The following is an 18,408-nucleotide window of genomic DNA, read 5'->3' on the forward strand; positions in this document are numbered from 1 at the left end:
TCAGACACCATCACATCAAAAAGTAAGGATCCACGTCAATTCCCACTGTCACCGACTTCACCCGGCTGATTTCCGGATCTTCGGCCATGGCCGACACCATTTGATTGATCTGGCGGGCAGAAATGCTTTTGATCAGGATCTGCCACCTGAATCTGGAAGATATTTTCTGGATCGCGGCTTCAATGGGCCCCAGGATCTGGGCCCGGGGATCGGCCGTGTTCATGCGGTTCAGCACCTGTGCCACCGTTTGGGCATGTGCGGCGGTCCGATGCTCATCCTTTCCTGAAATCTTCAACTGAATCATCCGGGTAAAGGGGGGATACATCAAGGCTTTCCGGAAGGGGGACTCCTGGTTGAAAAATTCCAGGTAATCCTGTTTCCTGGAAGCTTCAATGGTAAAGTGGTCCGGATTATAGGTCTGCATGATCACCCTGCCCGGCTCTTTTCCCCTGCCGGCCCGCCCCGCCACCTGGGCCAGAAGCTGGAAAGTCCGTTCCGAGGCCCTGAAATCCGGCAGGCTCAGCGACAGGTCGGCGCAAATCACCCCCACCAGGGTAATGGCGGGAAAATCATGGCCCTTGGCCAGCATTTGGGTCCCCACAATAATATCCACATTCCGGTTACGGACCTGGCGCAGCAGCTTTAAGGCACTGCCCTTTTTGGCGGTGGAATCCTGGTCCATCCGGGCCAGCCGGGCATCGGGGAAAAGGGTTTTCAGCATGGTTTCAACCTTTTCCGTACCGAATCCGAAATTCTTCATTTTGCCTGTTTTGCACTCCGGGCACCGCACATCACCGGCAACGCTGTGGCCGCAGAGATGACATTTATAATAATCCGCCCCCTTGTGAAAGGTCATGGTCACATCGCAATAGGGGCAGTTCAGGGTCTTGCCGCAGGACCCGCAGGCCGGAAAGGTTGCAAATCCCCGTCGGTTGAGAAAAATCAACGCCTGATTTCCCTTTTCCAGGCAGGTCCGGATCGCCCGTCCCAGTTCAGGAGTGATGATCCGGTCGGTGCCGTAGACATCCTTGTACTTTTTCATGTCCACCAGGGTAATCTCCGGCAGGGGGTTGTCATTCACCCGCTTTGTCAGCTCAAGCTGCCTGAATTTGCCGGCAACCACGTTCCGATAAGACTGCACCGACGGGGTGGCCGACCCCAGTACCGCCGGGCAGTTGTGCATCTTGGCCCTGACCACGGCCAGGTCCCTGGCATTGTAGCGCAGCCCCGACTCCTGTTTGTATGAACTGTCATGCTCCTCATCCACGATGATGATTCCAATTTTTTTCAAGGGGGCAAACAGGGCCGACCGGGCGCCGATGACGACATTCACCTTTTCCAATGCGATGCGCCGCCACTGGTCCAGGCGTTCCCCCTGGGTGAGCATGGAATGAATCACCGCTATTTTTTCCCCGAACCGGGCCCTAAACCGCCGCTCGGTCTGGGAGATCAGGGCGATTTCCGGCACCATGATAATGGCGCCCAGCCCGCTTTCCAGTGCATCTGCCGCCAGCCGCATATATACTTCTGTTTTGCCCGAACCCGTGACCCCGGTGAGCAGATAGGGAATAAACCCCTGGCTTCGGTTCTCCCGGACCTGCGCCACCAGGGCGGCCTGCTCTGTTGTCAATTGAGGCGGCGTATCCGGCTCCACCGGATCCCCCAGGGGATCACGGAAGACCCGCCGTTCAACGATGGAAAGATATCCGGATTCGGCCAGGGGTTTTATCAGCCGGGGCGCGCTGGGCACCTTGGCCTTTAAACCGGTGAGGGAAATCTCACCCGCCTCCCGGACAATGGCAAGGATTTCGGTCCGCTTCTTTGACATGGTAATGGATGTAGTGGGCAATGCCGCTGAAATAGAAATGAATTTCTCTTTTTTTATTCCGGCACTTTCCTTTTTCAGCACCGCCGAAACAACAATAAAATCCTTTTTTTCCATCCGCCGGACCAGGGCCGGTTCAACACTTTTTACAAGGGATTTGAGGGCACATCCCTCTTTTCGGCAGACCTGCTCCATCAACGGGATTTCTTCATCGGCCAATTTGCCTTCGGCCATGGCGCAGCGCCCCTTATCCGTCACAAAGACCCAGGAAATATCCTTCTGCTCCAGCCCCTTGGGCAGGGCGGTTTTAATGGTGTCGCCCAGGGGATGGATGTAGTAATCCGCCACCCATTTGAAAAAGGGGATATCAGTTTCGGGAAACAGGGGGTGGTCATCCAGAAGGGAAATAATATCCCGGGCCTTATAAGGTCCGCTGTCTGCCTGTTCCCCGAGAATATATCCGGTCACCCGCCGCCGGCCGAAGGGGACCAGTACCCGCATCCCAAGGCAGGCCTGGTCCCGGAACTTTTCAGGGATACTGTAAACAAAGGTGCCCCGCACAGGAAGCGTCACTCCGACCTCTATAAAATCTGAATTCACCATGGGCCTATTGTGCATAAATTAAACATAATTTCAAATACTGTTTTTCTCCGGCCCCGGAGGAGATACCAGGCGCGTCTCTGATGACGGCGGATGCCCTGGCGCGGCAGGCAGGGGTGTCACCCAGGGCAGGGACACTTGCCGGCATGGCTTTTATTAAGGCTGTAGCCTCAACCGCCGAATACTTCAATACTGGTTATTGATCCATGTCGTCACAGGTGAGAGCCATATTTTGTCCGGAGTGAAAAAAAGCTTGTGCCCGTCAGCGCTCTCAAGAACGACTTCGGTATGGGAAAGGCCCTTGGCAGCCTTGGAGAATTCCGTGATGCAACTGCCTGCAACGGTATCGGAAGCTGCGTATATAGAGAGTATCCTTCCTTTCAGGTTTGAGAAATCCGGATACATCTTATATTTTTGTATGCCTGCTATACCGCATCCCGCCATGATGACGTAATTGATTTTTTCATTCTTCAACTCCGAAGCCACGCAAAGCGCGATTACGCCCCCCTTTGAGTGTCCGGAAACCGTAATATTCCGGGACGGTACGCCTGAATCAAGAAGTGAATTAATCTGCTGGGCAACTTTGGAACCATATTGGCAAGGTATGATTTTTCCCTTTCTCACCTCACTTATGACAACAAAGCCGCTATCCGAAAAAGCCTTCAGAATATCGTTGTACCTGCAATCGCCGTCAGGGCCTTTTTTTTCCACATAATAATTGTGAAGAAAAAAAAGATATCTGCCCTCGGGATCTATTTTTGTGGGAATATCGTAAGAAGCCTGCCCCGAGAACGCTATGGAGAGAATAGCCGGGGATAAAAATAAATGGAAAAAAAATACGGATAAAATAGCCGCACACAAAACTGATCTGTTTTTCATTTTTCCTCCTTCATGCTTTGCTTAGGTTTCACCCCATCAAAAGCCTCGTTACACCGTTTCAACCGAAATGAGGTTTAAAGACGTTACAAAAAGCACGGGAAATCCCCTAGGCAATGTCAGTCATCCGCAGGTTCTTTTGTATTAGGATGGAGTCCCGCCTTTTCCATCTTTTTTTCTGATCAATAAATGCTGAGGGGATTCACCCATGAATTCCTAAAAGATCCGAATGAAATGAAATTTTGAATGATGTCCTATCTGGCTCCACAGGTACTCATGTGACACACCTATCAAATCCTATAGATCATGTAAAGATAATCCCAAAATAGCAACATTCAAAGACCGGTGCTGAATTCGGGCGGGAGAATTCTCTTTGTTTTTATGGTCTGGCCCAGCATCGGGCCGGTGGCCATCATGTCATACACGAGAAGGACTCATAATCTGTTTTGCCTTTGTAGAACATGGACGTTTACCCGGGTGCAGCCGGACAATTTTCTTGACTAAAACGCCCATTTTCAATAATATTGGCGGGATATACCCAACAGCACAATTTGATAAAACAAGGAGGCATACTATGGCTGTATACGTAGAGGAACACCCTCTGATTAAGCATAAACTGGGCATCATGAGAGAAAAAAACATCAGCACCAAGGACTTCCGGGAACTGGCTTCGGAAGTGGCCCGGCTGCTGACCTATGAGGCCACCAAATCATTTGAGACCGAAAAAACCGTCATCGAAGGATGGGCCGGCAAAGTTGAAGTGGAAAAGATCAAGGGCAAAAAAATCACCATCGTTCCCATTCTCAGGGCAGGCCTGGGCATGATGGACGGGGTCATTGACCTTATCCCCTCTGCCAAGGTATCCGTTGTGGGCTTTTACAGGGATGAAGAAACCCTGAAACCGGTGCAGTATTATTTTAAAACCGCCAGCGCCCTGGAAGAGCGGACCGCCCTGATCGTGGACCCCATGCTGGCCACCGGCGGCACCCTCATCGCCACCATCGACCTGCTCAAGGAAGCGGGATGTAAAAAAATCATGGGACTCTTCCTTGTGGCTGCCCCCGAAGGCATTGCCAAGGTGGAAGAGAAACATCCTGATGTGGATATTTATACCGCCAGCGTGGATGAATGCCTCAATGAAGTCGGCTACATCCTGCCCGGCCTGGGTGATGCCGGCGATAAAATATTCGGTACCAAATAAGCACCCACCGGATAATCCGGAGCTGATACAACACCAACCCAAACAGGAAAAGGAAAAAACTGATGTCGCAGAATTCCCCCTCGTCAACCGACTACAACTTCCAGGTGAAAGACTGTTTCCTGGGTGCCCAGATGCTCTTTGTGGCCTTCGGCGCCCTTGTTCTGGTTCCCCTGCTCACCGGGCTCAACCCCAACGTGGCCCTGTTCACAGCCGGTCTTGGCACCATTGTCTTCCAGATCGTTACCCGGGGCAAGGTGCCGGTATTTTTGGCCTCATCCTTTGCCTTTATCGCCCCCATCATCTACGGGGTGAAGACCTGGGGCATTCCCGGCACCATGTGCGGCCTGGCCGCCGCCGGCGTGGTGTATATCCTTTTAAGCCTTCTGGTCAGATGGCAGGGCAGCGACATTATCAAACGGGTCCTCCCGCCGGTGGTCACAGGGCCGGTCATCATGGTTATCGGGCTGATTCTGGCCCCGGTGGCCGTCCATATGACCATGGGAAAAACCGGAGACGGGGCCATTGTGCTTTTCCCCCAGGCCAAGGCAATGACCGTGGGACTCTCCGCCCTTGCCACCACCATCCTGGTCTCCATTCTGGGCAAAGGCATTTTAAGGCTCATTCCCATCCTCTGCGGCATCGCAGTGGGATATGTGCTTGCCCTGTGCTTCGGATTTGTTGATTTTGCTCCGGTGGGGAACGCCGCCTGGTTTGCCGTGCCGGATTTTGTCCTTCCCGAGTGGAACCTGGAGGCCATCTTTTACGTGGTGCCCATTGCCATTGCACCGGCCATTGAGCATTTCGGCGATGTGGTGGCCATATCGGGGGTAACCGGCAAAGATTACCTCAAGGACCCCGGGGTTCAGAACACCATGCTGGGAGACGGCCTGGCCACCTCCCTGGCCTCCTTTTTGGGCGGTCCCCCGAACACCACTTACTCGGAGGTTACCGGCGCCGTTGCCCTGACCAAGATGTTCAACCCGGCCATCATGACCTGGGCGGCCATTGCTGCCATGCTCCTGGCTTTTGTCGGAAAGCTCGGTGCGCTGCTGCAAACCATCCCGGCACCGGTCATGGGCGGCATCATGCTGCTGCTTTTCGGTGCCATCATGGTGGTGGGCCTGAACACCCTGGTCAAATCCGGGGATGACCTCATGGAAGCCCGGAACCTTGCCATCGTTGCCCTGATCCTGATCTTCGGCATCGGCGGCATGAGTTTTTCCGCCGGCCAGTTCCAGCTCCAGGGCATCGGCCTTGCCGGCATCCTTGGCGTCACCCTGAACCTGGTGCTGCCAAAATCAAGGGAATAACAAGGGTTCCCCAAATGGTTTAAACTAAACACATCCCCGGATACATTTTTATCCGGGGATGTTTTATTTTCAGCAGGAGGCTTTCTGTAATGAACCAAATCGCTGAGATAAAAAAACGGATGGCCGAGCTTGAGACACGGATTAAAGAGACCCGGGACCGGCTCCCGGCCCATTCGGCCAAGCCCGGAATCATGATGGAGCTGATGGACTACGAAGACGAATACGAAGAACTCGCGGGCAAGTTGGCCGCCCTGAAAAAAAAAGACTCCCCATAATATTTCAAAGGCCGCCGCAATTTTTTACAATACTTTTCCTGAAAACTTACTATAATTAAGGCATGAAGCCTAAAACAGATGTCATATACCACCGCGATCCGGCCCTGCCCGGCATTGACATCTGCCGTGCCGTCAACAGCCGCCACAGGTTTCCCCTCCATTACCACGACGATCTGTACATTATCAGCCTGGTTACTTCAGGAACCTGTTATTGCTTGGGCGAAGGCCAGAGCGAGGCAGTGGCCGGCCCCGGCGGAATCACCCTGCTCAACCCCGGCCAGATTCACTCAGGCATTCCCGTGAACAACGGACGGATAGGATACACCAATTGTTATCTTTCCCTCCCTGCCATGGCCTCCCTTGCCAGGGGGATGGGGCCTGCCGGCAGCGCCGCACCGGAGTTCACGGCATCGGTGCTCAGGAATCCCATTGTCACCGCATTGCTTCAACACCTCTTCGCCACCCTCCTTACCAGCCGGGACCCCCTTGAAAAAGAAGCCCTGCTGGTATCGGCATGTCACTTTATACTTTCCAGATACGGACGGAATAACGGGAACGACAGGGGAAACCGCCTGAGACACCAGCCTGTCATCCAGGCCCGGGAATTGCTTTCCGGCCGGCTGGACCAAAAGCTCACCCTGGCAGAAGTGGCCCAAAACGTGGGCCTGAGCCGGTACCATTTTTTACGGACATTCAAACGGGAAACCGGCATCTCCCCCCACCTTTACCGCACCCTCAAACGACTGGAAGCGGCCAAAGGCCTGCTGACGGGCGGCATGCCCCCTGCCCAGGTCGCGCTGGAAACAGGTTTCACCGACCAAAGCCATTTTTCAAACACCTTCCGCCGTTACCTCGGCGCCACCCCAAAGCAATACCTGGCACAACATTAATCCGGCCCCGACCCGCCCCCTCCACACCGGGCATTTTTTTGCAATACCCATTCTGACGGACGAGGTATGATTCGATCCAAATTGCTGCAACACCCAAGGAGGACAAATGGAAAACACAATAAAAAATACTTCACCCCAAAAGGCCATGGCAACGGCCGAACTGCTCCCATATTTTGCACTTACGGCCACGGTTGTATTCTGGGGGGCATCCTTTCCGGCCAGCCGGGTTGCCGTACAGCTGCTTCATCCCCAGGCCGTGATGTTCTGCCGAATGGTCATTGCCTGCCTGATCATGGCGCCTTTTATGCACCGGTTAAAGCCCGCCACCCTGGACCGCCGGGACCTGAAACAGATAATTCCCATGGTCCTGTTTCAGCCCTGCCTCTATTTTCTCCTTGAGTCAAATGCCCTGAAACTGACCACATCATCCCAGGCCGGGGTCATCTCTGCCTCGGTTCCGGTTCTGGTGGCCCTGGGCGCATGGGTCTTTTTCTCTGAAAAAATCAACGGAAAAATTATTCTGGGGCTGACGACCTCAGTGGCCGGGGTGACGGTCCTCACCCTGTGCGGAAATTCAGGGCTGTCCGGCGAAGACCCCATACTCGGAAACAGCATGGAATTTGCCGCCATGGTCTGCGCGGCAGGCAATATGCTCCTGGTCAAAGGCTTGAGCCGAAAATACAGCCCTTGGACCCTCACGGCCATGCAGTTTGCTACAGGCCTGGTCTTTTTTTCCCCCGGCATACGCCACATCATTGATACCCCCCAGGTCATGTGTCGCCCGGATCTGATCGGTGCACTGATACTGCTCGGCGTATTTGCCTCCGTCGGGGCATTCGGGCTATACAACTGGTCCATCTCCCGCATGCCGGCCACCCGGGCTTCGGTATTTATCAACCTGGTCCCTGCCGTGGCCGTATTCCTGGGATGGACCCTGCTGGGAGAAACCCTGGGGCCCGGTCAGATTGCCGGCGCTCTGATCGTGGGTGCCGGTGTCTGTATCAGCCAGAAGGCGTAAGGGTTCAAACAAAGCCACCGGCCATAACAGCCGCTCAAAACAGTCCGGCGGGCCCTGAAAAAGCGCCCGTTTACTCGAATAATTTATACAGGGCCTGGGTGCCCTTGTCCTCCAGCCCCAGCTCTTCCAATTTCTTATACAAGGAATAGGCCAGATCCAGGCCCGGGGTTTCCAGTTTCATGGTTTTGGCCGCAGACCTGGCAATGCCCATATCCTTGATGAAATGTTTGATGAAAAAACCGGGGCGGTCATCTTCATTGATAATCCGGGGCCCCAGATTGTTCAGGGACCAGGAGCCTGCGGCGCCCTGGCCGATGCTTTCCAGCACGGTTTCCGGATCCAGGCCTGACCGCTTGGCATAGGCCAGGGATTCGCAAACAGCCACCATGCCCGCCGCAATGGCGATCTGGTTGGCCATTTTTGTGTGCTGCCCGGCACCGGCCTTGCCCTGGAACACGATATTTTTCCCCATAACCTCCAGCACGGGCAATGCCGCAGTGAAATCAGCCTCATCCCCCCCCACCATGATAGAAAGGGTGGCATTTTTTGCCCCCAGGTCCCCGCCGGAAACCGGGGCGTCCAGCACGGCCACACCCTTTTCCCTGCCCTGCTGCCATATCTTTTCCGCCAGGGCCGGGTCCGAGGTGGTCATGTCAATGGCCAGGGTGCCCTGGCCTGCGTTTTCCAGGACACCCTCCGGTCCCAGGTAAATCTGTTCCACATCGGCCGGGTATCCCACAATGGAAACCACCACATCCGATGCCGCGGCCAGGCCGGCCACGGAATCGGCCCATACCGCTCCCCTGGCGACCAGGGCCTCGGCCTTTTTCTTTGTCCGGGTGTAGACCTGCATCTTGTATCCGGCATCCAAAAGATGGCCGGCCATGGAATGCCCCATCACCCCCAGCCCGATAAATCCAATTGTTTTTTCACTCATACGTTTCCTCATCATCAGATTTGAATTTTATATTCCGGCTGAATTCATTATTGACAGGTTTTGCTGCTTTTATCAATATTGGAGATTCTATCCCAACCGGCACCCGAAAGGAGGCGGCAAAAATGTCCGAAAAGAAGATTTTGCTGAAAAACGGTACCATTGTGGACGGTACCGGCACCGGAAAATATACAGGCGACCTGCTCATCAAAGGAGACCGGATCGCGGCCGTCTCACCTTCGGCCATTTCTGCAGACGCGGACTGCATAGACTGCACCGGGAGAATCATTGCCCCGGGCTTCATCGATATGCACTCCCACAACGACTGGTTCATGGCCAAGGAGCGCCCGGGCTTCACCACCCCCTTCACGGAACAGGGCATCACGACCTTCATCGGCGGCAACTGCGGATTTGCCGCCGCCGGCCTTGAAGCGGGCTCCCCCCATAAACCCTTCATTGAAGAGAACAACCTATTCCGGGCCGGTACGCCGGAACTGGAGTGGGACTCCCTGTCCAGCTACAGGCAGGTACTGGAATCCAGGGGAATGACCCACAACCTGGCCGTCCTGGCCGGACACGGCACTGCCAGGGCCTCTTTGTGCGCCTGGGACCCCGCCCCCCTTTCCCAGGAAAGAATGGACCGGCTTCTCAGGCTGCTGGAAACAACCATGGACCAGGGGGCCAAGGGGGTCTCCTTTGGTCTCCAGTACGCCCCTGGACTCTTTTCCCAAAAAGAAGAGATCCGTAGAATTGCCGAGCGGGTCCGGTCTAAGGATAAAATTGTCACCATCCACCTCAAGGCCTATTCCTCGGTTTCGGCCACATATCCGGTCATCCCCCTGGGCAAACCCCACAACCTCATCGCCCTGGAAGAGGCCCTGGACCTGGCCCGGGAAACAGGGGTGAAACTCCAGCTCTCCCATATGATCTTTGTGGGACAAAAAAGCTGGAAAACCTTTGACAGGGCCATGGCCCTCATTGACCAGGCCCGGTCCCAGGGCCTTGATGTGGGCCTGGACACCTACGCCTATCACTGCGGCGCCTCGGTGATCACCGTGTTGCTGCCGGACTGGTTCATGGCCAAAGCCCCCGGCAGCTATGAAGACCCTGCCATGATTTTCCGGGTACGCATTCTGGCCGCCCTCTCCTTCCGCCTGCTGGGGTTCGGATTCCAGGATATCCAGATCGCATCGGCCCTTCACCCGCCCTTTGAAAAGTTCAACGGCATGTTCCTCTCGGACATTGCAAAGGCCCGCAGGGTATCCCCCTTCAAGAATTATATGGATTTTGTCCGGGAAAGCCGCGGAAATGCCAGGGTGATCATGCACAAATACACCAATCCCGAAATTGTCGACGCCCTGGCCGCCCACCCGGCCTCGCTGTTCATGACGGATGCCTGGGCCGAGCCCGACGGCCTCCAGAACCCGGCGGTTTACGGGTGTTTCCCCCGGTTCCTCCAGTCCGCCAGAGAAAAACAGACCCTGACACTGGAAAAAACGGTACACAAAATGACCGGGGCCAGCGCCGCCCGGTTCAATCTAAGGGACAGGGGAACCCTGGAAAAGGGAAAGGCAGCCGACATCACCGTTTTTGACTGGGAGCAGGTCAGGGACAACACCACCCTGGACCGCACCGACGCCCGCCCCTCCGGCATTGAAATTGTTTTTATCAACGGCACCAAAGTGGTTGAAGGGGGCAGGGCTGACACCGGCCTCAGGGCGGGCCGGTTCCTCGAATAAACCTGGCATTGTGCCCTTCGGGAAGATTGTGCTATGCTCAGCCGAAAAACGATGTTTTAATTCAGGATAATTGCCATGGTATTGAGAAACAACCCGTCTGCCCCGCCGCTGCTGGATGTGGAGGGGATTGATTTTCTTTCGGTGCTGGACCGTCTGGACGACGGGGTAATGATTACGGACCGGAGGGGCACCATCCATTTTTACAACCGTGCCCAGGCCAAAATCGACGGCATTCCCGCCGAAGAGGCCATGGGCATGAAGGTTACCCAGATCTACGAATTGAACCGGCGCACCTCCCTGGTGATGCAAAGCATCATTCACAATGCCTCAATCAAAAACAAAACCTTTTTCTACCGTACCGCCGCGGGCAAGGTGGTCAACTCCATTACCTCTGCCTATCCCCTGTATACAAAAACCGGAAAAGTCAACGGGGCCATCTGCTTTGTCAAAGATTACGAACGCCTGCGCCGCTCCACCCCCATGCCCCCGAGAGAGCCCTTTCACACGGACCTGGGCAACGGCACCCGGTTCAGGTTTTCAGATATCATCGGCTCAAGCCACTGGCTGAAAAAGGTGATCGGCATTGCCAAAAAAGCAGCGGATTCGGCATCCCCCATCATGATCCAGGGGGAAACCGGCACGGGCAAAGAACTGGTTGCCCAGGCCATCCATAACCACAGCCCCCGCCGGGACCAGAAATTTGTGGCCGTCAACTGCGCGGCCATCCCCCATGACCTGCTGGAGGGCATGCTTTTCGGCACCAGCCGCGGGGCGTTCACCGGTGCCCTGGATAAACCCGGCCTTTTTGAAATGGCCCACGGCAGCACCATTTTCCTGGACGAACTGCTGGCCATGCCTGTGGATCTCCAGGCCAAACTGCTCCGGGCACTCCAGGACAAACGGGTGAGGCGTCTGGGCTCTCTCAAGGAAACCCGGGTGGATGTAAAGATAATTTCCTCGGTGAACCAGGATCCGAGAACGGCCATCCGGGAAGAAAAATTACGCACCGACCTGTACTACCGTCTGGGGGTGGTCATGGTGAAGCTGCCGCCCCTGAGGCAGCGCCTGGACACCATGGAGGAACTGGCCGGTCATTTCATCAAAAAATACAATACCCGCCTGGGTACCAATGTAAAATCCATTTCAAGGGAAGTGATGGAATTATTCATGGCCTACCGGTGGCCCGGAAATATACGGGAACTGGAACATCTCATTGAGGGGGCCATGAATATGGCGGGCCAGGATGAAGCCATGGGCATCCAGCATTTCGGCCCGGGGCTGGACTGCCTGGAACACATGGATACCGAATGCATGGACCCGGCAATCACCATGATAACCCAACCGCCCCAACTCCCGGTCCACGAGGCGGCAGAACCGCCCGAAAACTTTACCCGGACCCAGAAGCAGCGGGAAGAAACCGCCGTAAAAGCCGCCATGACAAAGGCTGCGGGCAATGTGACCCGGGCAGCAGAAATACTAGGCATTTCGCGACAGCTCCTCCACTACAAGCTGAAAAAGCTGGGATTGCGCCGCGTCGATTTTATGCGTTAGACCGGCCCGGGCCGGGTGCCAGAATCTTTATTAATTCTTCAGCCTGGGCCATCCGGTCCTCACTGAACCGGATCACCCGGTCCGTCTCCCGGGCCAGGTCCCGGGACTGGTTTTCCACCTCCCGGATCCCTTCAAGTATGCCGGCAACAAATTCAAGGTTGGCGCTGACCTTTCCGCTGACCTCTGACACCCCTTGGGAGGTCTCCCCGACATTTTCGGCAATCTTGCGGGTGGAAACGGATTGTTTATCAACGGCATCGGCGATGGAGGTTACCATCTCATTGCCGTCCCCGATAATCCGGGAAATCTGCTCGATCTGCGCCACGGTTTCTGCGGTAACGGCATTGATATGATCCACTTTTTTCCGGATATCTTCAGTGGCCTCTGCGGTCTGCCCGGCCAGGGCCTTGACCTCGTTGGCCACCACGGCAAACCCTTTGCCGGCCTCCCCGGCCCGGGCCGCCTCAATGGTGGCGTTCAATGCCAGAAGATTGGTCTGCTCCGAAATTTCATTAATGGTATGGGCCACCGTCTCAATCTCATTGGCGGCCGCCCCCAGCTCCGCCACTTTTTCAGTGGTATTCAGGGTCTGGGCCACGGCCTCCTGGGTAACGGCTTTGGCGTGCTCCGAATTCCCGGCAATATTATCAATGGTTTCTGTGATTCCGTCGGCCGCCCCTGAGATGGACATGAGATTTTTTGACGCCTGCCGCATAAATTCGGAGACCCTGCGGATGTTGCCGTGGACGATTTCCGCTGAAGAAAAAATATCATTGGACCGGTTCCGGCTGTGCTCCGCCGTATTCTGTATCCCGGCCAGCATCCCGGGCAAAACGGCCAGATCGTGTGAAAGGGTCCGGCTGGCACCTTCGGCGTCACGGCAGGCGGCCGTTTCAGGCTCGGCCGTTTCTGAGGCGGTGGCCCGGCGGGCCCTGATCCTGTTATCCCGGATCAGAATCGCACCAAAAACCAGGAACATCAAAATGCCAAATCCTGAAAGCATCAACACGGCCAGGGTCCTGCCCTCGGCAGCCAAGGTCTTTGCGGTCATCCAGGCACACAGGCCAAAGGCAATACATATAAATAAAAAAGATAAGGCCAATACCTTATCCCTCACAGGTATCATAGGGTCTCCTCATGGTTCCGATCACATTCTCAACCTGATTCCATTTTATACCAGGAGGAAAAAATATCAATTTTTTTCATGCCAGGCAGGTTCAACAGATAATTTTTCGTCGATCCCCCCGGCCGGAGAGACAAATTATTTTCTAATGAAAATTTTTTGTCTCTTCCCCTAAGGGGGAACCGAAAATTTTTTTTCATATCGACGATAAACCGATCAGAACCGGATGCCCCGGCCAGGTTAAACCCGCAATAAACCATAACAATATTATATGGTTATACATTTTTTCGTCTTATCCCATTGATGATGGTATGCAACCTGCAATCTTTATGGCGGAACCCCGGGAAGGCAGACAAGCCGACCGGCATTTGAGTAAACATCATTTGCACAGGAGTTAGACCGTTGAACCAAACCGCCCCAACCAAACCTTTTGACCCGCTGGTATTCTGGGTCTCTGCATCAGTTACCGTATTATTTGTTCTCTGGAGTGTTATTTTTCCCGAGAATATGACAACCGTTATCAACGCCGTTTTCAGCTGGACCACCACCAAATGGGGATGGCTTTACCTGCTCACCGTCGTTCTTTTAGTGGGCGGCTGCTTTGCCCTTATGGGGAACAAATACGGCAATATGAAGCTGGGCCTTCCCGGCGACAAGCCTGAATTCTCCAATTTTTCGTGGTTCGCCATGCTCTTCGGCTCAGCCATCGCCGCCGGCATCGTCTTCTGGGGCCCTGCCGAACCGGCCTACCATTATATGAGCCCGCCGCCCTATTTCGGCGGAGAGGCCCTGACCCCCCAGACCGGGGCCAATGCCATGACCTATTCCTTTTTCCACTGGGGACTGAGCGCCTGGTCCATCTATGCCATGCTCACCATCGCCCTGGCCCATGCCTGCTTTACCAAAAACCTGCCCCTGCGGTTCTCTTCTGCTTTCTACTATGTGATCGGGGATAAAATCCACGGCACCTGGGGCAAGGTCCTGGATATCTTCGCCGTATTCGCCACCCTGGGCGGACTGGCCACCACCACCGGTTTTGTGGCCCTCCAGCTCTCCGCCGGCCTCAAATTCCAGTACGGCCTGGCCCTGGGGCCAAGTGCCACCTACATCATCATCGGCGTCCTCACCGCCATTTTCACCGTCTCCGTGTACACGGGGATTGAAAAAGGGGTAAAACTCATCGGCGACATCAACATGTACGTATTTGTTGCGGTATGGTTTTTTGTCCTTATCTTCGGCCCCACCATCTTCCTCATTAACCTGACCACCAACTCCCTGGGGCAGTACCTGCTCCACTTCATCCCCATGAGCCTGTTCACAGGCCCCGGATACGAAGGCAATTGGATCGGTTCATGGACCGTATTCTACTGGGCATGGTGGATGAGCTGGGCCCCCTTTGTGGCCGTATTCATCGCCCGTATTTCCAAGGGCCGGACCATCCGTGAAACCGTGGCCGCCAGCCTGATTCTCCCCTCCCTGGGCAACTTCCTCTGGTACGGGGTGGTGGGCGGCGCCGGCATCCACTATGATGTCACCAAAACCCTTAACGAACACGGTGTGGAAAGCGCCATTTTCGCCATTGCCCAGAACCTGCCCATGACCGGCATCCTGGCCGTGGCCCTTATTTTCCTCATCGGCACCTTTTTCCTGACCAGCGCCAACTCCGCCGCCATCTCCCTGGCCATGTTCGTATCCGGCCATGAGAACCCGGGCCGGAACCTGCGGGCCTTCTGGGGCATTGCCCTGGGCGCCGTGGCCGCCGTGCTGGCCGGCGGAGGCAGCCTCAAGGCCATTCAGACCGCATCCATTGCAACGGCCTTTCCCCTGATGTTCCTGCTGCTCATGGTCCTTTACGGCACATTCAAGGGATTGAACCAGTATAAAAAAGAAAACAACCAATAAATACCGGAAAGGCGGGGGCTTCCCACCCCCGCTAATGCTGACTCAAAGGAGACAAAATTATGTATGACCGCATGCAGGAACTGACGCAGTCCCAGATGGAAAAAATCCATGACGCCGCTATGGACCTTTTAAAAAACACCGGCGTAGCCTTTAACGATGACGAGGGCCTGGAAATTTTCAAATCCAACGGGTTTAAAGTGGAAGGGACAACGGTATTCTTTGAAGAGGCCCAGATCCAAAAGGCCCTGGAAACCTGCCCCAAGCGCTTTACCGTTCATGCCCGCAACCCTGAAAAAAGCGTGGAAATCGGAGAGGACGATTTCGTATTCCTTCCCGGCTACGGCGCCCCATTTGTCATGGATGCCAAGGGCAACCAGCGCCAGGCCACCATGGAAGATTACGACAACTTCTGCAAGCTCATCCAGACCTCTCCCTTCATCGACATGAACGGCTGGATGATGGTGGAACCGTCGGACATGCCCCACGAGACCGTCCACCTGGACCTGAACCTTTCCAATATGCTGCTCTGCGACAAACCCTTCATGGGCAGTCCCGCTTCCAAGCAGGGAGCCAAAGACGGCATTGAAATGGCAAAAATCCTTTTCGGTATCAAAGACGAAATCATGGACAAGACCGTGTCCGTCTCCCTGATCAACTCCCTGTCACCCCTGCAGTTTGCCGACGAAATGATCGGCTCCCTGATCCAGCTGGCCAAGAACAACCAGGCCTGTGTGGTGGCCTCCCTGATCATGGCCGGCGGCTCCGGCCCCGTAACCCTGGACGGGGTGCTTGCCCTGCAGAATGCGGAAATCCTGGCCGGAATTACCCTGGCCCAGCTGGTCCGCCCGGGTGCCCCCGTGGTTTACGGTTCCACCTCCTCTGCCATGGATATGAAAACCGGCGCCCTGTCCATTGGTGCCCCGGAACTGTCCAAAAATATTCATCTTGTGGCCCAGATGGCCAGGTTCTACAACCTGCCCTCACGCTCCGGCGGCGGCCTCACAGACGCCCTGGCAACCGACGCCCAGGCCGGTGTCGAATCGGCCCTTGCCCTGTCCACGGCCGCCAGAAGCGGAATCAACTTCATCCTCCACGCCTGCGGTATCCTGGGCTCCTATATTGCCATGAGCTTTGAAAAATTCCTGGTGGACGAAGAGGCCTGCGGCATGATCCGGGCCATGCAGAAACCCCTGGCCCTCACCGACGACACCATCGACCTGGATGTGATTAAGACAGTGGGCATCGGCGGCCAGTATCTCACCCATCCCAAGACCTTCCAGCTCTGCCGCACCGAATTTTTCATGCCGACGCTGATGAGCCGGATGAACCCCGAAGCCTGGATGAAAGCCGGCAAAAAATCCATTGACACCATTGCCGAAGACCGTGTTGCCCAGCGTCTGGCCACCTATGAGAAACCGGAAATTGATCCGGAAATTGAAAAAGCCCTCACCCAGTATGTAGAAAACCGTAAAAACGGATAAGGAGAATAAAATGACAGATTTTAATGCAATGACTCAAGCCCTGGTATCCTGCGATGCCGCCACACTCACCACCCTGGTAAACGATGCGCTGGCAGCGGACACCCCTGCCCAGGAAATCCTCAACAACGGCCTTATTGCCGGCATGGACATTGTCGGTGAAAAAATGGAATCCGGCGACATGTTCATCCCCGAAGTTCTCATGGCCGCCCAGGCCATGGGCAGCTGTGTGGAAATTCTCAAGCCCATGCTGGGTGACGAAGGCGGCGCTTCAGCCGGTTCCGTGATTATCGGCACCGTCAAGGGCGATCTCCATGACATCGGCAAAAACCTGGTGGCCATGATGATGGAAAGCGCCGGCCTGGAAGTACACAACCTGGGTGTTGACATTCCCCCGGAAGACTTTGTGGCTGAAATTGAAAAGAAAAACGCCCAGATCGTCTGTCTTTCTGCACTTCTGACCACCACCATGCCGGCCATGAAACAGACCGTGGACGCCATTGTGGAATCCGGCCTGAGAGACAAGGTTAAAATCATGGTAGGCGGCGCGCCCGTCACCCAGGCCTTTGCCGATGAAATCGGTGCCGACGGCTTTGCCGCCGATGCCGGCTCCGCATCCAAACTGGCCAAGTCCTTTATTAACTAAACCATTTGGTCCTACACAACAAAGACTTAAAGACGTGAGTTATGAGTTGTGAGTACCGGGCAGTGAGACCCTTTTGGGGCCTCACTGCCCCCCTCTCGCGTTTTTTAAATTAAGGAAGAGACAATGTTTGAAGTAATCGGCGAAAGAATCAACACCTCAAGAAAACTGGTCCAGGCGGCAGTGGCCGACCGGGACGCAGACTATATTATTGAGGATGTAAAAAAACAGCAGGAAGCAGGAGCAACATTTATAGATGTGAATGCCGGTGCCCGCATCGGCCATGAGGAAGAGGATATGCGCTGGCTTCTGGACACAATACAACCCGTTTGTACAATCCCATTAGCCTTGGACAGTCCAGATCCAGCCATCCTCGAAATGGCCTTTTCCATGGTGAAACAGACCCCCATGGTCAACTCCATCTCCCTGGAAAAGGAACGGTTTGACGCCATGATGCCCTTTCTGGACGGAAAAGAATGCAAGATCATTGCCCTGTGCATGGACGATGCCGGCATGCCCGAATCCAGCAACGACATCCTGGACCGGGCCAAAACCCTGGTCAAGGAGCTCAACGGCATCGGCATCCCCACGGCCAATATCTATGTGGACCCCCTGGTCCAGCCCATCTCCACCGACTCCAACAAAGGGATGATGGTTCTGGATGCGGTACGGTCCATAAAAGCCCAATTCCCGGAAGTCCACATCACCGGCGGGCTGTCCAATATTTCCTACGGACTGCCCCAGCGCCACATCATCAACCGGACCTTTGTGACCCTGATGATGGATGCGGGAATGGATTCGGCCATTATTGACCCGCTGGACAAAAAGATCATGGCCACCATCAAAACAGCCGACATGCTGCTGGGCCACGATCAGTTCTGCATGGAATACCTCAAAGGGGTCCGCGCCGGCGCCATTGAGAGCTAAACGGGGCAACCCGACAGGTAAAACCCAACGAGCGCCGGCCGGATAAAACAGCCGTCCTTCCGGCCGGCGCCCTGCCGGTTCCCCCTCCGGTGCTGCCGCGCCCATTCATCCGGCAG

General features: G+C 55.2%; 15 protein-coding genes. 11 read left to right on the forward strand and 4 right to left on the reverse strand.

The window, feature by feature from the left end; genetic code table 11:
* Positions 1–10: 10 nt before the first annotated feature.
* Together priA and HUN04_10105 are read right to left on the reverse strand one after the other, a co-directional pair.
* Positions 11–2,428, reverse strand: a complete 2,418-nt coding sequence (gene priA / locus HUN04_10100; protein WDP90041.1) for a primosomal protein N' — start codon at positions 2,426–2,428, stop codon at positions 11–13.
* Between the two features lie 183 nt (positions 2,429–2,611).
* Entirely contained in the window at positions 2,612–3,286 is a 675-nt protein-coding gene (locus tag HUN04_10105; protein ID WDP90042.1) for a hypothetical protein, read from the reverse strand.
* A gap of 589 nt (positions 3,287–3,875) precedes the next feature.
* Here HUN04_10105 and upp point away from each other — a divergent pair.
* From upp to HUN04_10130, 5 genes are all read left to right on the forward strand, one after another.
* Complete coding sequence (gene upp / locus HUN04_10110) at positions 3,876–4,502, forward strand: uracil phosphoribosyltransferase (protein WDP90043.1); 627 nt, start codon at positions 3,876–3,878, stop codon at positions 4,500–4,502.
* A 62-nt stretch (positions 4,503–4,564) separates the two neighbouring features.
* A complete protein-coding gene (locus HUN04_10115; protein WDP90044.1) occupies positions 4,565–5,812 on the forward strand; it encodes a uracil-xanthine permease in 1,248 nt (415 codons plus the stop codon).
* A gap of 89 nt (positions 5,813–5,901) precedes the next feature.
* Positions 5,902–6,087, forward strand: coding sequence for a hypothetical protein (locus HUN04_10120; GenBank protein WDP90045.1), 186 nt, complete (start codon positions 5,902–5,904; stop codon positions 6,085–6,087).
* Positions 6,088–6,149: 62 nt separating this feature from the next.
* Complete coding sequence (locus HUN04_10125; protein WDP90046.1) at positions 6,150–6,977, forward strand: AraC family transcriptional regulator; 828 nt, start codon at positions 6,150–6,152, stop codon at positions 6,975–6,977.
* A gap of 106 nt (positions 6,978–7,083) precedes the next feature.
* On the forward strand, positions 7,084–7,995 hold the full coding sequence (locus tag HUN04_10130) for a DMT family transporter (GenBank protein WDP90047.1): 912 nt from the start codon (positions 7,084–7,086) through the stop codon (positions 7,993–7,995).
* Positions 7,996–8,065: 70 nt separating this feature from the next.
* Here HUN04_10130 and HUN04_10135 read toward each other — a convergent pair whose 3' ends face one another.
* On the reverse strand, positions 8,066–8,932 hold the full coding sequence (locus HUN04_10135) for an NAD(P)-dependent oxidoreductase (GenBank protein WDP90048.1): 867 nt from the start codon (positions 8,930–8,932) through the stop codon (positions 8,066–8,068).
* Positions 8,933–9,054: 122 nt separating this feature from the next.
* On the opposite strand from HUN04_10135, the gene HUN04_10140 reads away from it, so the two are divergent.
* The gene (locus HUN04_10140) at positions 9,055–10,668 is read left to right on the forward strand and encodes an amidohydrolase family protein (GenBank protein WDP90049.1); all 1,614 of its coding nucleotides are present in this window, start codon (positions 9,055–9,057) and stop codon (positions 10,666–10,668) included.
* A 75-nt stretch (positions 10,669–10,743) separates the two neighbouring features.
* The gene (locus tag HUN04_10145) at positions 10,744–12,219 is read left to right on the forward strand and encodes a sigma 54-interacting transcriptional regulator (GenBank protein ID WDP90050.1); all 1,476 of its coding nucleotides are present in this window, start codon (positions 10,744–10,746) and stop codon (positions 12,217–12,219) included.
* On the opposite strand, the gene HUN04_10150 is transcribed toward HUN04_10145, so the two are convergent.
* Positions 12,209–13,345, reverse strand: coding sequence for a hypothetical protein (locus tag HUN04_10150; protein ID WDP90051.1), 1,137 nt, complete (start codon positions 13,343–13,345; stop codon positions 12,209–12,211). The two genes, HUN04_10145 and HUN04_10150, sit on opposite strands and share 11 nt — an antisense overlap.
* Positions 13,346–13,744: 399 nt before the next feature.
* Here HUN04_10150 and HUN04_10155 point away from each other — a divergent pair, with 399 nt between their 5' ends.
* The 4 genes from HUN04_10155 (at position 13,745) to HUN04_10170 (ending at position 18,292) form a co-directional block, all read left to right on the forward strand.
* Entirely contained in the window at positions 13,745–15,244 is a 1,500-nt protein-coding gene (locus tag HUN04_10155) for a BCCT family transporter (protein ID WDP90052.1), read from the forward strand.
* A gap of 59 nt (positions 15,245–15,303) precedes the next feature.
* A complete protein-coding gene (locus tag HUN04_10160; protein WDP90053.1) occupies positions 15,304–16,725 on the forward strand; it encodes a trimethylamine methyltransferase family protein in 1,422 nt (473 codons plus the stop codon).
* A gap of 10 nt (positions 16,726–16,735) precedes the next feature.
* On the forward strand, positions 16,736–17,368 hold the full coding sequence (locus tag HUN04_10165; GenBank protein ID WDP90054.1) for a corrinoid protein: 633 nt from the start codon (positions 16,736–16,738) through the stop codon (positions 17,366–17,368).
* Between the two features lie 123 nt (positions 17,369–17,491).
* Positions 17,492–18,292, forward strand: a complete 801-nt coding sequence (locus HUN04_10170) for a dihydropteroate synthase (protein WDP90055.1) — start codon at positions 17,492–17,494, stop codon at positions 18,290–18,292.
* Positions 18,293–18,408 lie beyond the last annotated feature (116 nt).

This window comes from Desulfobacter sp. (assembly GCA_028768525.1).
Taxonomy (GTDB): Bacteria; Desulfobacterota; Desulfobacteria; order Desulfobacterales; family Desulfobacteraceae; genus Desulfobacter.